The sequence below is a fragment of the Buchnera aphidicola (Microlophium carnosum) genome, from assembly GCA_011752475.1.
Taxonomy (GTDB): Bacteria; Pseudomonadota; Gammaproteobacteria; order Enterobacterales; family Enterobacteriaceae; genus Buchnera; species Buchnera aphidicola_BG.
Genome location: CP048747.1, coordinates 416,367 through 432,913, shown reverse-complemented (window position 1 = coordinate 432,913; position 16,547 = coordinate 416,367). Strand labels below are relative to the sequence as shown.

At 26.8% G+C, this 16,547-nt stretch carries 16 protein-coding genes and 1 tRNA gene; 11 read left to right on the top strand and 6 right to left on the bottom strand.

The window, feature by feature from the left end:
- Positions 1-60: 60 nt before the first annotated feature.
- Complete coding sequence (locus G4A98_01960; GenBank protein QIQ41976.1) at positions 61-1,218, bottom strand: chorismate mutase; 1,158 nt, start codon at positions 1,216-1,218, stop codon at positions 61-63.
- A 250-nt stretch (positions 1,219-1,468) separates the two neighbouring features.
- Between G4A98_01960 and rplM the strand changes: the two genes are divergently transcribed.
- Entirely contained in the window at positions 1,469-1,897 is a 429-nt protein-coding gene (rplM, locus tag G4A98_01955) for a 50S ribosomal protein L13 (GenBank protein ID QIQ41975.1), read from the top strand.
- 20 nt (positions 1,898-1,917) lie between these two features.
- Positions 1,918-2,310, top strand: a complete 393-nt coding sequence (gene rpsI, locus G4A98_01950; GenBank protein ID QIQ41974.1) for a 30S ribosomal protein S9 — start codon at positions 1,918-1,920, stop codon at positions 2,308-2,310.
- 66 nt (positions 2,311-2,376) lie between these two features.
- On the opposite strand, the gene cgtA is transcribed toward rpsI, so the two are convergent.
- From cgtA to G4A98_01925, 5 genes are all read right to left on the bottom strand, one after another.
- Positions 2,377-3,381: an Obg family GTPase CgtA gene (cgtA, locus tag G4A98_01945; protein ID QIQ41973.1), complete on the bottom strand. Its 1,005-nt coding sequence runs from the start codon at positions 3,379-3,381 to the stop codon at positions 2,377-2,379.
- A gap of 155 nt (positions 3,382-3,536) precedes the next feature.
- A complete protein-coding gene (rpmA, locus tag G4A98_01940) occupies positions 3,537-3,791 on the bottom strand; it encodes a 50S ribosomal protein L27 (protein QIQ41972.1) in 255 nt (84 codons plus the stop codon).
- Between the two features lie 4 nt (positions 3,792-3,795).
- The gene (gene rplU, locus G4A98_01935; GenBank protein QIQ41971.1) at positions 3,796-4,122 is read right to left on the bottom strand and encodes a 50S ribosomal protein L21; all 327 of its coding nucleotides are present in this window, start codon (positions 4,120-4,122) and stop codon (positions 3,796-3,798) included.
- Between the two features lie 131 nt (positions 4,123-4,253).
- A complete protein-coding gene (murA, locus tag G4A98_01930) occupies positions 4,254-5,504 on the bottom strand; it encodes a UDP-N-acetylglucosamine 1-carboxyvinyltransferase (protein QIQ41970.1) in 1,251 nt (416 codons plus the stop codon).
- A gap of 34 nt (positions 5,505-5,538) precedes the next feature.
- Positions 5,539-5,808, bottom strand: a complete 270-nt coding sequence (locus tag G4A98_01925; protein QIQ41969.1) for a BolA/IbaG family iron-sulfur metabolism protein — start codon at positions 5,806-5,808, stop codon at positions 5,539-5,541.
- Positions 5,809-6,345: 537 nt separating this feature from the next.
- Here G4A98_01925 and greA point away from each other — a divergent pair.
- From greA to rbfA, 9 genes are all read left to right on the top strand, one after another.
- Entirely contained in the window at positions 6,346-6,825 is a 480-nt protein-coding gene (gene greA, locus G4A98_01920) for a transcription elongation factor GreA (GenBank protein QIQ41968.1), read from the top strand.
- 75 nt (positions 6,826-6,900) lie between these two features.
- Positions 6,901-7,521 carry a 23S rRNA (uridine(2552)-2'-O)-methyltransferase RlmE gene (gene rlmE, locus G4A98_01915; GenBank protein QIQ41967.1) on the top strand — a complete coding sequence of 207 codons (621 nt, stop codon included), beginning with the start codon at positions 6,901-6,903 and terminating at the stop codon, positions 7,519-7,521.
- 65 nt (positions 7,522-7,586) lie between these two features.
- Positions 7,587-9,422, top strand: coding sequence for an ATP-dependent zinc metalloprotease FtsH (ftsH, locus tag G4A98_01910; GenBank protein ID QIQ41966.1), 1,836 nt, complete (start codon positions 7,587-7,589; stop codon positions 9,420-9,422).
- 225 nt (positions 9,423-9,647) lie between these two features.
- Positions 9,648-10,976, top strand: coding sequence for a phosphoglucosamine mutase (gene glmM / locus G4A98_01905; GenBank protein QIQ41965.1), 1,329 nt, complete (start codon positions 9,648-9,650; stop codon positions 10,974-10,976).
- 194 nt (positions 10,977-11,170) lie between these two features.
- Positions 11,171-11,500, top strand: coding sequence for a preprotein translocase subunit SecG (gene secG, locus G4A98_01900; protein ID QIQ41964.1), 330 nt, complete (start codon positions 11,171-11,173; stop codon positions 11,498-11,500).
- Between the two features lie 47 nt (positions 11,501-11,547).
- Positions 11,548-11,630, top strand: a tRNA-Leu gene (locus G4A98_01895).
- Between the two features lie 343 nt (positions 11,631-11,973).
- Entirely contained in the window at positions 11,974-13,464 is a 1,491-nt protein-coding gene (gene nusA / locus G4A98_01890) for a transcription termination/antitermination protein NusA (protein QIQ41963.1), read from the top strand.
- Positions 13,465-13,481: 17 nt separating this feature from the next.
- Positions 13,482-16,115 carry a translation initiation factor IF-2 gene (gene infB, locus G4A98_01885; protein ID QIQ41962.1) on the top strand — a complete coding sequence of 878 codons (2,634 nt, stop codon included), beginning with the start codon at positions 13,482-13,484 and terminating at the stop codon, positions 16,113-16,115.
- A 46-nt stretch (positions 16,116-16,161) separates the two neighbouring features.
- Complete coding sequence (rbfA, locus tag G4A98_01880) at positions 16,162-16,512, top strand: 30S ribosome-binding factor RbfA (protein ID QIQ41961.1); 351 nt, start codon at positions 16,162-16,164, stop codon at positions 16,510-16,512.
- Positions 16,513-16,547: the final 35 nt, after the last annotated feature.

Here is a 16,547-nt window from a genome sequence, read left to right as displayed (position 1 = left end):
AACTTTTTTATCTAATAAATAAATTTTTTTATTTAAGAAAAATATATCTTTAGAAAATCTTTACGGTACTATTGGAACTATATTTTCGCTAGGATAACAGCCTAAAATTTTTATAAATTTAGTGATCTTTTTAATTTTTTTAAGAGCATCTTGCATTAGAACTGATGACAAATTAACTTGAATATCAATATAAAACATTTCTTCCCATGGATTTTTATCAACTGTTTGTGAAGTTAATTTTTTCATAATTAATTTCTTTTCTTGTAATATTAATAGTACTTTAGTAAGAGCTCCTGATTCTTGTCCTGTGCTAAATATCAATGTTGTTTTAGTAGGTATTTTTTGAGAAATTTTTACAGGATTTCGATTTAATAAAATAAATCTTGTAATATTTTTTTCTTTGTTTGCTAAATTTTTAGTTAAGACTGTCAATCCATAAATTTTACTTCCTATTTCACTTCCTAGTACTGCATTAGTTATTTCATTGTATTTAGTAATTTTTTTCATTGCATCTGCTGTACTTTTAGTATATTTAATCTTCCATTTTGGAAATTGTTTAATAAAATTACTACATTGTTGAAATGGTTGAGGATGACTATATACTGTTTTAATTTTATGTAATTCAATTTTTTTAAGAGTAAGCAAACAATGGTTTATAGAAATATTAATTTCTCCAACAATGAATAGGTTTGTATTTTTTAAAAGATTAAAAACGTCATTAATAGAACCAGAGCAAGTATTTTCAATTGGTAAAACGGCATAATCTGATTCATTATTTTCGACTGATAAAATCACTTCTTCGAATGTTGAACATTCATTTGTAATACATTTTTGAAAATTTCGCTCTGCGTATTCACAAGCGGCAATATGAGAGTACGAACCTTTAGGACCAAGAAAAGAAAAATTGGTAGGGGTTAATTTATGATTGTCACAAAATTTTTGTAATAACTCGTTTTGAGTTGATACAGATTCTTCAATTATTAACTGAAATAATCGAGTGATATATTCAGTTGTGAGATGGTTTTCTTTTCCTAAACAAGTTAATTGTTGCAACATTTTTGTTTCACGTTCTAGATCTCGTATTGCTTGATTGTTTTCTATTTTAGACTGAGCTATTTTCAATACCAATTTTTTTCTTTCTGCTAGTAATTTTACTATTTTTGTATCGATATCATTAATTTTATTACGAAAAATGAGCAAATAATTTTGAGCAGGCATAATTTATTACCTATGAAAGATATAATATTTCTAAACATAAAATAGAATGTTTTTAAAAATTTTGTATAAAATAAATATAGACAATTATATATATTCTTATCAATATAATTGATATAATTAATTTTATTATATATTGGATATATAAGAATATTATATAATATATTTTTAGTGAAATATATTTACTATATCTTATTAGTTCTAATCATAGTATTATTTTCTATATAAATAATTATTTTAAATCGGATTTTATATGAAAACTTTTTCAGTTAAATCAAGTAACATTAAAAGAAATTGGTATTATGTAGATGCAACTAATAAAATATTAGGTAGATTAGCAAGTGTATTATCGTTTCGTCTTAGAGGTAAACATAAAGTTGAATATACTCCTCATCTTGATACTGGAGATTATATTATTGTTATAAATGCTTCGAAAATATTAGTTACAGGGAATAAAAAAATTGGTAAAATTTACTACCATCATACTGGTTATGTCGGTGGTATAAAACACTCTAGATTTGAAGAAATGATTGCGCGTTATCCAGAAAGAGTAATAGAAATTGCAGTAAAAGGTATGCTACCAAAAGGTCCTTTAGGACGCTCTATGTTTAAAAAATTAAAAGTTTTTTCTAATGAACATCATGAACATATGGCACAACGTCCTCAATTATTAAACATTTGATAGAAAGGTATATAAAATAAATGATTCAAACTCAAAACTATGGTACTGGTCGTCGTAAAAGCTCTTCTGCTAGAGTGTTTCTTAGATCTGGAAATGGAAAGATTATTGTAAATAAACGTTCTTTAAATGAGTACTTTGGTCGTGAAACTTCTTGCATGATTGTTCGTCAGCCATTAGAATTAGTGGACATGATAGATAAATTTGACATTTATATTACAGTAAAAGGTGGAGGTATATCTGGTCAAGCAGGAGCTATTCGTCAAGGTATCACTCGTGCTTTAATCAAATACAATCAATCATTTCGTGTTGAATTAAGAAAATCTGGATTTGTGACACGTGATTCACGTCAAGTTGAACGTAAAAAAGTTGGTTTTCGAAAAGCTAGAAAGCGTCCGCAATTTTCTAAACGTTAAATCTAAACAAAATACAATTAGTTTTATTTTGAAAGAACTTGGTTTTTTAACGAACCGAGTTCTTTTTTACTTTTCTAAATATTGACTTATATCAAAACATAATTTTTTTATACCAGTTTTGTTTATTGAAGAAATAAAATAATATTTTTCGTTTAATTTAAATTGACTTTGAATTTCATTAATTATTTTATTTAATTTTTCTTTGCTTAATAAATCTATTTTATTAAAAATTAACCATCTTGGTTTATTATATAATTTCAAATTATATTTTTTTAATTCATTTAACACAATACTTATATTATGCACTGGATGAAAATTATTTTGAGGAACTAAATCAACAATGTGAAGTAATAATTTACATCTTTCTAAATGTTTTAGGAAACGAATTCCTAATCCAGAACCATCAGCTGCTCCTTTAATTATACCTGGAATATCTGCTATAATAAATTTTTTATTATTTTCAATAGTTACACTTCCTAAAATGGGATTTAATGTCGTAAATGGATAATTTGCAATTTTTGTTTTAGCTCCAGATATACTTGTAACTAAAGTAGATTTGCCAACATTAGGCATTCCTAGCGTTCCAACATCAGCAATTAAAATCAATTCTAATTGAATATCTCTTTTTTCTCCTATTGTACCTAATGTACTTTTTCTAGGGCTTCTATTTGTTGAGGATTTAAATCTAGTATTACCTAATCCATGCCAACCTCCTTTAGCAATTAATATCTTTTGTTTATGTCGAATTAGATCTCCTATTGTTTCGCGTGTTTGATAGTTTATTACTTTTGTTCCTATAGGAACGTGTATTTTTATATCATTTCCCTTTTTACCAGAACATTTTCTACTTGATCCATTTTTTCCATTTTGAGCTTGAAATTTTTTTTTAAATCTCAGATCTATAAGAGTATTTAAATTATTATTAGCTTCCAACCAAACATCCCCACCATCCCCACCATCCCCACCATCTGGACCTCCTTTAGGAACATATTTTTCTCTTCTAAAATTAACACATCCGTCTCCACCATTTCCAGCAATAACTTGTATTATAGTCTCATCAATAAATTTCATTTTTTATCCACATATATAATATTTTTTATGCTTGTAAGTTTTTACATATTTTAAAATTTTATTTATCAGATTAATGATTTTTTAATAAATCGTATATTTTATATAAAAAAATGGAACCCCTCAATAAGGGGTTTGTGATATAAATAATTTATAATTTAATTGATAATACTTATGTATGTTTTTTTCTTTAATCCTTTTTTTTTAAACTCTACTTTTCCCTTTACAGTAGCAAAAATTGTATGATCTTTTCCACAAAGCACATTTTTACCGGGGTGAAATTTTGTTCCACGTTGTTTTACAATTATACTGCCTGCCGAAATTAATTGACCACCAAAACATTTAACACCTAGTCTTTGAGCATTGGAATCTCGTCCATTTCTAGTAGAACCGCCAGCTTTTTTATGTGCCATTTATTTAACTTTCCTTTACAATTTTGTTGATATCTATGATTTTTACATCAGTAAAGTACTGACGATGACCTTGCTGTTTTTTGTAATGTTTACGGCGATTGAATTTAATAATTTTAATTTTTTTAAGGCGACCATGATTTTGAATATGAGCCTTTATTATACCACCTGTTATAAAAGGAGTACCGATTTTTGTAGAATCTTTATTACAAATCATTAAAACTTTATCAAATTCTACAGTTGTACCAAGTGGATTATTTAATTTTTCTAATCTAACAACTTGATTTTTAATTGCTCGATATTGTTTTCCACCGCTTATAAAAACTGCATACATAAAACGCTCCAGTTATTTAATATGTATATTTTTTAGTTGTGTTATAAAAAATAATTAAATTTTTATCACAATATATTTCATGTAAAATTTTTTTTTAAATTATCGATGATTATAAAAAAATTAAATTATATCTATATAATTTTAATATCAGCTCCTAATTTATTTAGTTTCTTAGGAAATGACTCATATCCTCTTATAAGATGGTAGGTATGATTGACTATTGTAAGACCTACAGCAATACATCCTGCTAATATTAGTGTCGCTGATGCTCTTAAATCACTACAAAAAACATTATTAGATATTAATTGGGGTATTCCACAACATATAATAGTATTATTTTTAATTTTTATTTTAGCACCCATATTAATTAGTTCAGATGTGTAGATAAAACGATTTTCAAATACAGTTTCAGTTATAGTGCCTACACCTTCAGAAATTGCATTTAATAAAGCAAACTGAGTTTGCATATCTGTCGGAAATCCTGGATAGGGAGAAGTGCAAATATTTAAAGATTTCGGTCTTTTTCTTCTCATATCTAATTTAATCCAATCTTTTCCTGTTTTAATTTTTGCACCAGCTTCAGTTAATTTCATTAATACACTGGTTAAGTGTTTGGGTTCAGTTCTATGGCAAACAATACGACCTTGAGAAGCTGCTGCAGCCACTAAAAATGTTCCTGTTTCAATTCTATCTGGAATTATTCGATGTGTACCACCAGTTAATTTTAGCACACCTTTTATACATATTTTATTACTTCCTGCACCAATAATATTAGCTCCTAGAGTATTTAAAAATTTTGCAATATCAACAATCTCTGGTTCACGAGCAGCATTATCAATGATTGTAGAACCTTCAGCTAAAGTGGCGGCACTCATAATTGTAATAGTAGCACCGACACTAATTTTTTCCATTAAAATATATTTCCCCTGTAGACGACCCTTAATATAAGCATTAATACAATCATCTTTTAAATTGATTGTTGCACCTAGTTGTACTAAACCATTTAAATGTAAATCTACAGGTCTGCTCCCGATTGGGCATCCTCCAGGTAAAAATATTTTAGCTTTACCAAAACGCGCTAAAAGAGGACCTAATATCCAGATAGAGGCTCTAATTTTTTTAATGAGATAATATGGAGCGTAAAAAATGTTTATTGAGCTTGCATCAATATATAATGTCTTTTTATGTTTTATTTTTACTCCTAAATACATAAGTAATTTAAGTGCTATGTTAATGTCAGTTAAATTCGGAACATTGCTAATTTTAATTTTTTCTTCTGTTAATATAGTCATAAATAAAATTGGTAATGCTGCATTTTTAGAGCCTGAAATAGTAACATTACCGTTTAAATTTTTATTTCCTTCTACATGTAATATATTCATGCATTAATAAATCTCTATGTATTAATATAATTTTTTATTTTAATAGATGATTAGAATTATTTTTCTTGTTATTTTTTTCCCATTCCTCAGGTGTATAAGACATGATAGATACAGCATGAATGTATTTTTCTGTGATCATATTTATTAAAGGTCTATAAACTATTTGTTGTCTTTGTACTTGCGTAGCACTTTTAAAAATATCTCCAATAGCAATTATATTAATATGATTGCTATCTCCTGTAATGTAGGCTTTTTTCAGTTGTAATGTTTTCACAAGTAACAATTTTATGTCTTGGTTATCCATTTTTAGTGTGCTTTTAAATTGAATATGTGATGTGGCATTAAAATTTTTAAAATAAGAATTAATATTATTTTATTAATTAAAAATGTTAGTAAGATAGTTAATTGAGAATATACGAATACATAACTAAATTTTTAAAATTTTGATAAATTTTATTTTTTACTTTAAAATGGATGAGTATATTTCAATATGAAAATATATATTTTTTATAGAAAAACATCAAATTAAATCAAAAAGTGTTAAATAATTTCTTGAATAAATTTCATGTTTTTATTTTTTTACATATTTTAAACATGTTTTTATAAACTATAAAATTCAATTAGATTTTATCAAGATAAAATACTGTTTTACTCATCTTTAACTTAATATTTTATAAGACATGTTAGATAAAAATCTTAATAGTGAAAAAATTATATAAAAGATAGATGTTATTTAATACAACAATATAATTTAACATTTTTTTAAACTTTTAAAAATATCTTTTATTTTTTTTAAAGTTGTTTTTAAAATATTAAATAAGAAAATAAGTGGAGTGTTCATATGATTAATTTAATTCCAATGACTGTACGAGGGGTAGAAAAACTTCGTCAAGAACTGAAAAAATTAAAAAGTATAAATCGTCCTCGTATTATTAGAGCAATAGCAGAAGCCAGAGAACATGGTGATTTAAAAGAAAATGCTGAGTATCATTCTGCTCGTGAAGAACAAAGTTTTTGCGAAGGACGTATTAAAGACATTGAATCAAAGTTATCTAATGCTCAAATTATAGATATAACAAAAATAACGAATAATGGCAGAGTAATTTTTGGTGCTACTATTACTATTTTAAATATAAACAATAATAAAAAATATACTTATCAAATTGTAGGTGATGACGAATCTGATTTTAAAAAAAAATTGATTTCGATTAATTCTCCAATAGCAAGAGGTCTTATTGCAAAAAAAATTAATGATATTGTAGTAATATGCACACCAGGTGGTGATGTTGAATATAAGATTTTAAAAATAAATTATATATAGTTTTCAAAATTATTTAGTATTAGTAAAATATTTGTAAAATTTTTATTGATCCATTACATGTAAAATAGTGAAAATATGATTTCTAAAAAAAAATCAAGTAGTTCTAATCGTTGGTTATTAGAACATTTTAATGATCAATATGTCAAGCAAGCGAAAAAAAATAATATACGTTCGAGAGCTTGGTTTAAATTAGAACAGTTAGATGCAAGTAATAAGTTATTTAAAATTGGTATGAATGTTGTTGATTTAGGTGCTGCGCCTGGAAGTTGGTCACAATATGCTATTGATAGAATAGGAAAAAAAGGACGTATTATAGCTTGTGATATATTACCTATTAAACCAATATCAGGTGTTAATATATTTCAAGGAGATCTTCGTAATAAAAAAATATTCAGTTCCATGCTAAGTTCTTTAAGTGATACTGCAATTCATTTAGTAATGTCAGATATGGCTCCTAATATAACAGGAAATTTTTCTATTGATATGCCACGCATTATTGAATTATCTAAATTAGCATTAAAAATATCAAATCATGTTTTATCAAAAAATGGTATTTTTTTGTTAAAATCATTTCAGGGAGAAGGTTTTAATGAATTATATAAAAAAATTAATATATTATTTACAAAAATTAAAATTTGCAAACCTAAAACTTCTCGAACAAGATCTCGAGAGATATTCATTCTAGCAACCAGATAAAAATTATAATAGTCTGTGTTATTTTTAAAATATAGATTCAATGAGAGGTTGTTCCTTTGAGTGACATGGTTAAAAACCTGATCTTCTGGTTAGTTATTACAGTTGTATTAATGTCTGTTTTTCAAAATTTCAATAATAACAATATAAATAATCATAGAGTTGATTATTCAACTTTTTTATCAGAAGTCAATCAAGATCAGGTCCGTGAAGCATATATTAACGGACGTATGATTAGTGTTACTAAAAAAGATAGTAGCAAATACACTACCTATATCCCTATTAATGATCCTAAACTTTTAGATAATCTTTTAACAAAAAGAGTGAAAATTATTGGAGCAACACCTGAAGAACCGAGTCTTTTTATTTCAATTCTTATATCTTGGTTTCCAATGCTATTACTTATTGGTGTTTGGATTTTTTTTATGCGTCAAATGCAAATGGGTGGTGGAAAAGGTGCAATGTCATTTGGAAAAAGTAAAGCACGCATGCTATCAGAAGATCAAATTAAAACTACTTTTGCAGATGTTGCAGGATGTGATGAAGCAAAAGAAGAAGTTAGCGAATTAGTAGAATATCTTAAAGAACCTAGTCGGTTTCAAAAATTAGGAGGAAAAATTCCAAAGGGTATATTAATGGTTGGACCACCTGGTACTGGTAAAACGTTACTTGCTAAAGCAATAGCTGGAGAAGCTAAAGTTCCTTTTTTTACTATTTCTGGTTCTGATTTTGTTGAAATGTTTGTTGGAGTAGGTGCTTCAAGAGTGAGAGACATGTTTGAACATTCAAGAAAATCTGCACCATGCATAATTTTTATTGATGAAATTGATGCCGTAGGTCGTCAAAGAGGAGCTGGATTGGGTGGAGGACATGATGAAAGAGAACAAACACTTAATCAAATGCTAGTAGAAATGGATGGTTTTGATGGAAATGAAGGTATTATTTTAATAGCTGCTACTAATAGACCTGATGTTTTAGATCCAGCTCTTTTACGTCCTGGTCGTTTTGATCGTCAAGTTATTGTAGCACTTCCAGATATTCGTGGAAGAGAAGAAATTTTAAAAGTACATATGAGAAAAGTTCCTTTATCTAAAGATGTAGATCCTATGATTATTGCACGTGGGACACCAGGTTTTTCAGGTGCTGATTTAGCTAATTTAGTTAATGAAGCAGCGCTTTTTGCAGCTAGACTTGATAATCGTGTAGTCTCTATGTTGGAATTTGAAAGAGCAAAAGATAAAATGATGATGGGTTCTGAACGAAGATCGATGGTTATGAGTGATTTTCAAAAAGAATCTACGGCATATCATGAAGCTGGTCATGTTATTATTGGAAGATTAGTTCCTGATCATGATCCCGCACATAAAGTAACTATTATTCCTAGAGGACAAGCATTAGGCGTTACATTTTTTTTACCAGAATCAGATATTCTTAGTATCAGTCGTCAAAAGTTAGAAAGTCAAATATCTACTTTATATGGTGGTCGTCTAGCAGAAGAAATTATTTACGGTTCTAAAAATGTTTCTACTGGTGCCTGTAATGATATAAAAATAGCTACAAACTTAGCTCGAAATATGGTTACTCAATGGGGTTTTTCAGAAAAGTTAGGACCTTTATTGTATGCTGAAGAAGAAGGGGAAGTATTTTTAGGACGTTCAGTAGCTAAAGCAAAACACATGTCTGATGAAACAGCTAGAATTATTGATGAAGAAGTAAAATTATTAATTGAAATTAATTACAGCAGAGCTCGAAATATTTTAAATGAAAATATTGATATATTACATGCCATGAAAGAAGCCTTAATAAAATATGAGACTATTGATGCATTTCAAATTGATGATTTAATGAACAGAAAAGAAGTACGCAGACCAAAGGGATGGATCGAGACAGATATAAATAAATAATTTCTTTAATTTAGAAATATAAATATATTTTTATATATTCTTATATATTTTTACAGAAATTTTATTTTAAAAAAATATTAATTTTATAATGTTTAACATTCCTTCATTTAATGTATCTTAAAATAAGATGAAGTGATAAAATTATTACAACTTCATCTTGTTTTTTAATAAATAATTTATTGCGAAATATAATTATTTTCAAATAATAATAGGAATGAAATCATTATGACTATTTTGCAATATTTTAAAACAGATGGTATACGTGGAAAAGTAGGTATTGATCCAATTACGCCAAATTTTTTATTAAGATTAGGTTGTTCTATTGGAACAGTTTTAGGAAAGAGTAAAACAAAAAAAATTATTATTGGTAGAGATACACGTATTTCTGGATCTATGTTACAGTCTGTTTTAGAATTTGGTATTTTATCTACAGGAGCATCTACTTTATTAGCTAATTGCATCCCTACTTCAGCGATTGCATATTTTACTAAATCTTTAAATGCTTCTGCAGGAATTATTATTTCAGCTTCTCATAATCTTTTTTATGATAATGGTATAAAAATTTTTTATAAAAATGGAGTCAAATTAACTAAAAAAATAGAACTTTGTATTGAGAAGAAAATCAAACATACTTTTTTTTATCCTGATTATACAAATTTTGGTTGTTCTAACAATATCATAGATCCTAAAAATCAATATATTGACTTTTGTAAAAATACCTTTCCTAAAGATTTAAGTTTGTCAAAATTCACTATTATTTTAGATTGTGCTAATGGTGCAACTTTTAATATAGCACCTAAAATTTTTCAGGATTTAGGTGCAAAAGTAATTACAGTTTCTATCGATCCTAATGGAGTTAATATAAATAAAAAATCAGGATCTACTAATATTGCAAAATTAAGAAAATTAGTTTTGTTAGAAAAAGCTGATATTGGTTTAGCATTTGATGGTGATGGAGATCGTGTAATTATGGTAGATCATTTAGGAAATAAAGTAGATGGTGATCAAATAATTTATATTATCGCACAAGAATACTTAAAAACAAATAAATTACAAGGTGGTGTTGTAGGTACTTTGATGACTAATATGGGTGTAATTTTAGGTTTAAAAAAACTTGGAATTCCTTTTTGTGCTACACAAATAGGAGACCGTAATGTATATGAAAAAATTAAAGAAAAAAAATGGATGTTAGGAGGTGAAAAATCAGGTCATATTATTTTGTTAGATAAACATTCTACTGGTGATGGAATTATTGCTAGTTTACAAGTTTTATTGAGCATGATTAATAATAATATGACTTTATATCATCTATCAAATCAAATAAAATTATTTCCTCAGATTTTACTGAATATTTTTTCAACGTGCGATAAAAATTTAGAACATAATCTAAAAATACAAAATATTCTCTCACGTTATAAAGATATTTTAGGTCAAAACAGTCGTGTATTAGTTCGTCAATCTGGAACTGAGCCGTGTATCAGAATTATGATTGAAGGTGAAAATTATTTAAAAGTTCGAAAATTAGCTCATTATATTAGAGAAACTATTCAATGACTTTAATTTATATATTCCATAAAAATAATAGTTATGATAAATTTTTAAATTAAATAGATAATTTATATGTAAAAGTTTATATATAAATTCTTTATCAGAAAAACAATTTTATAAAGATAGAGATTTCGTTGTAATTAAAAAACAAACGCATTATAAATAATAATATCATATAAAAAAAAAGGAAATCATCTTTTATGTATTTGTTTTTTTTAATTTTTTTTATTTTTATTTCTGTTTCTTTAATTTTTTTTATTCTACTCCAGCCGGGTAAAGGATTGAATAATACAGTTCATTTAAATACGAAAAATAACATTAAATTTTTTAGTGATATTGGAACAAATAACTTTATAACTAATATTATTAGAATTTTTTCTTTTTTATTTTTAGTAACTAGTATTATTTTATGTAATATTAACAATAGAAAAATGGATTCAGATTTTTTTTTACAAGATAACAATAAGAAAACTATAACAAAAAAACATTTTTTAAATGAAAAAATGTTAAATTCTGATATACCTAATTAATTTTTATATTTCTAGTATAAAAATATATGTGATTATAATAAATTTTTGCCGAGGTGGTGAAATTGGTAGACACGCTATCTTGAGGGGATAGTGCCGAATAGGCGTATGGGTTCAAATCCCATTCTCGGTATTAAGGTGTCATTAAATAGTATTTGTAAATAGTTTCTTATAAACTTTTAAATTGATAATACTCAAGTATTTAATACATAAAAAAAATTATTAATAATAATTTATTATAGGGTGATAGCACCTTAAACCCCGAATTTTCGGGGTTTTTTATTAGAATATGTATTCTAGATTTATAGCTTAATCGGTCTGTAAATATTAAGTAATAATTAATTATATAAACTCTTGATTAATAAAAATTAGTGTATTAATTATCTAATTTCATAATTAAATTTTTTTGTAATTAATACATGTAAAATGAGTTTTAATAACTCATTTTAAAAATTTTTATTTTGAGGTTCTCTAAGATGAACAAAGAAATCTTAGCTGTTGTTGAGGCTGTTTCTAATGAAAAATCTCTCCCACGTGAAAAAATTTTTGAAGCTTTAGAAATCGCATTAGCAACAGCAACTAAGAAAAAATATGAACAAGAAATTGATATCAGAGTTAGTATTAATAGAAAAACTGGTAGCTTTACTACTTTTCGACGTTGGATGGTAGTGGAAACAGTAATTCAGCCAACGAGAGAGATTACTTTAGAAGCAGCATGTTTTGAAGGTGAACAAGTTTATCTTAATGATTATATAGAAGAAGAAATTAAATCTGTTAATTTTGATAGAATAACAACTCAAACTGCAAAACAAGTAATTGTACAGAAAGTACGTGAAGCAGAACGAGCAATGTTAGTTGAACAATTTCGCAAATATATTGGTCAAATTATTACCGGTTTAGTAAAAAAAATTAATCGAGATAATATCATGTTAGATTTAGGTAATAATGCTGAAGCATTAATTTTACGTGAAGGCATGTTACCTAGAGAAAACTTTCGTCCTGGCGATCGTGTTCGTGGTATTTTGTATGGAGTATATCCAGAATCTCGTGGTGCTCAATTATTTATAAGCCGTTCGAAAACTGAAATGCTTATTGAATTATTTCGAATAGAAGTTCCTGAAATTGGAGAAGAAGTTATAGAGATAAAAGCAGCGGCACGTGATCCAGGTTCTCGTGCTAAAATTGCAGTTAAAACTAATGATAAGCGCATTGATCCCGTAGGAGCTTGTGTAGGTATGAGAGGAGCTCGTGTACAAGCAGTATCCAGCGAATTATGTGGAGAACGTATTGATATTATTTTATGGGATGACAATCCTACTCAATTTGTTATCAATGCTATGGCACCTGCTGATGTAGCTTCTATTGTTGTAGATGAGGATCATCATACTATGGATATAGCAGTAGATGCAAATAATTTAGCACAAGCTATTGGTCGAAACGGTCAAAATGTTCGTTTAGCTTCTCAAATGAGCGGTTGGGAGTTAAATGTTATGACTACAGAAGATTTGCATTCTAAACATCAAGAAGAAGCTCATGCCGCTTTTAATATTTTTAAAGAAAATTTAAATGTTAATGAAAAAATTATTAATATTTTAGTAAAAGAAGGTTTTTCTTCTCTTGAAGAATTAGCCTATATACCATTTAATGAGTTATTGGAAATCAATCATCTAACTGAAGATGAAATAAAATTAGTTCGTACAGGTGCACAAAGCCGATTGCTTTTAATGGAATCAAATAAAAGCAATAGTATAGTTAAAAAAAATAAAACAACAAAAGATTTATTGCAAATGAAGGGTATGAATACAGCACTAGCTTTTCAATTAGCTGAAAAGAATATATTCACTTTAGAAGAATTAGCTGATCAAGGAATAGACGATTTAATTGATATTAAAAATTTAAATTCTGAAGAAGCTGGTTTGTTGATTATGACTGCGCGTAATATTTGTTGGTTTGGTAGTAAAGTCTGATAATAGGAAAGAATAGGATGCCAGATATAAGTTTAAAAGTTTTATCTAATGAAATAAAAATATCAATTGATGTATTGATAAAAGAATTGTCTGATATTGGTATCACAAAAACTCAAGATAATTATATCAATACGATTGAAAAAAATCTTTTATTAAAACATTTAGAATCTAAAAAAAAATATTCTTTAGATACTTTAATTTTACAGAGAAAAACACGTAGTACGTTAAATGTTTCAACCATTGGAGGAAAAAATAAATCTGTACAGGTAGAAATTAGAAAAAAAAGAACTTATGTGAAAAATAATACATTTGAAACCGAATCTGTATTAAAAATAATAAAAACAATTACACCTGAAATAAAACAAACATTACCTCTAAAAAATAAAGAAAAACAAATTTTTAAAAGCACTACAACAAGCAATGATATAGAAAGAAAAAATATAAAAAATATTGAAAAATTAGAATCAAATAAAACTGATTTTAAATTTTTAAACCTAAAAAAAACAAATAAACTAAAAATTTTAAATAAAGATGACAAAAATAAGAAATTTAAAAAGAATATAGAATTTAATACTTTTGATTTAAATAATAAAAAAAGAATTAAAGAAATTACAGAAACTTGGTCTTCTCATAAAGAAGAAAAAAAAGATTATCATTTAACAACATTTTTACATGCGCGTCAGGCTGAAGATGATAATGACAGAGAAGTAGAAACAGATAAAAGAACCCATGGTCGAATTTTAAAAAATCATCGACAAAAGAAAAGTAATAAAAATTATTATAATGGAAAAAATTATAAAGAAGAAATTCGTATTTTTAATCGTAATAAAAATGGTAAACAAAAAAATAAACCTGTTTTATTGCAACAAGTTTTTCAAAAACCTGAATCTATTATTAATAGAGATGTTGTTATTAGTAACACTATTACTGTATCTGATTTAGCGAATAAAATGGCTATTAAAAGTTCTGAAGTTATTAAAAATATGATGAATATGGGAATTATAGGTACTATTAATCATGTTCTTGATCAAGATACAGCTCAGCTCATTGCAGAAGAGATGGGTCACAAAGTTATTATACATCGTGAAAATGAATTAGAAGAACTAATTATGAAAGATCGTGATACAGGAAATAACATTTCTATTATCAGAGCACCAGTAGTCACTATAATGGGGCATGTCGATCATGGTAAAACATCATTGCTGGATTATATTCGTGCAACAAAGACAGCATTTTATGAAGCCGGTGGAATCACACAAAATATAGGTGCTTACCATGTAAAAACTGATTTAGGTTCAATTACTTTTTTAGATACACCTGGACACTCAGCATTTACTGCCATGAGATCTCGTGGGGTTCAAGTCACTGATATTGTTGTTTTAGTTGTAGCAGCAGATGATGGAGTCATGCCACAAACAATTGAAGCTATTCAACATGCAAAAGAAGCTAATGTTCCAGTTATAGTTGCGATTAATAAAATTGATAAAATAGATTCTGATATTGATAAAGTAAAAAACGATCTTACAAAATATAATATTCTTTCAGAAGAATGGGGTGGTGAAAATATATTCGTGTCTGTTTCAGCAAAAACAGGAAACGGTATTAATAAATTATTGAACGTAATTTTACTACAAGCAGAAATATTAGAATTAAAAGCAGTATCTACTGGGATGGCAGAAGGTATTGTGATAGAGTCTTTTCTTGATAAAGGTCGAGGACCAATAGCCACTGTATTAGTGAAAAAAGGACAATTAAATAAAGGAGATATAATCTTATGTGGTTTTGAATATGGTCGTATTAAAGCGTTGCGTGATGCAAGTGGAAATGAAGTTTTAAGTGCAGGTCCATCTATACCAGTAGAAATTTTAGGGTTATCTAAAGTTCCTTTTTCAGGTGATATAGTTACTGTAGTTCGTAATGAGAAAAAAGCAAAAGAAGTAGCATCTTATCGAAAAGAAAAATCGCGTGAAATAAAATTATCAAACCAGAATAAAACAAATTTAGAAAATATGTTTGATAATATAAATAAAGATAATGTTTCTGAATTAAAAATTATTCTTAAATCTGATATACAAGGTTCTTTAGAAGCTATTTCTGGAGCTTTATTAAAATTATCTACTAACGAAGTAAAAATCAAAATAATAGGATTAGGTATTGGAGGTATTACAGAAACAGATGCTTCTTTAGCATTAGCTTCGAATGCTATTATTTTAGGATTTAATGTTCGTGCAGATTCTGCTGCTAAAAAAATAATTAATTCAGAACATTTAGATCTTCGATACTATTCAGTGATTTATGACTTACTTGATGAAGTTAAGTCTGCTATGACAGGTCTTTTATCACCTGAATATAAAGAAAATATTATTGGGCTAGCTGAAGTAAGAAATACATTTAAATCACCTAAGTTTGGTCTCATTGCTGGTTGTATGGTTATAGAAGGTATAATTAAACGTAATAATCCTATTCATATATTAAGAGATAACATAGTAATATACGAAGGAGAACTAGAGTCCCTTCGTCGATTTAAAGAAGATGTAAATGAAATACGAAATGGCTTAGAATGTGGAATTGGTATAAAAAACTATAATGATATACGTGTTGGCGACATTATAGAAGTTTTTGAAGTGAAAGAAATTAAAAGAATATTATAAGATATGCCATATATTTTTATAAAATATTTAATTTGGTAACATAGTTATGGAAAAATTATTTAATCGATCTGTTCGTATTGCTCAAGAATTACAAAAAAAAATAGCTTTGATTATACAATATTCACTTAAAGATCCACAGATTAACACAATTATAACAGTTTCTAATGTACAACTTTCTAGAGACTTATCTTATGCTAAAGTGTTTGTTAGTTTTTTACAAAGTAATAACGAATTAAATATAAAAAAAAAAATAATGATCTTGAATAAATCTACTGGTTACATTCGAAAGTTATTATGTAAAAAAATGAGATTAAGAATTGTTCCAAATATTATTTTTTGTCATGATGATTCCTTTTTAAAAGGAAATAAAATCTCTGTAATTTTAAAGAATTTATAAAAAAAGAATAAGAATAGATCTTTGTCAATAAAATG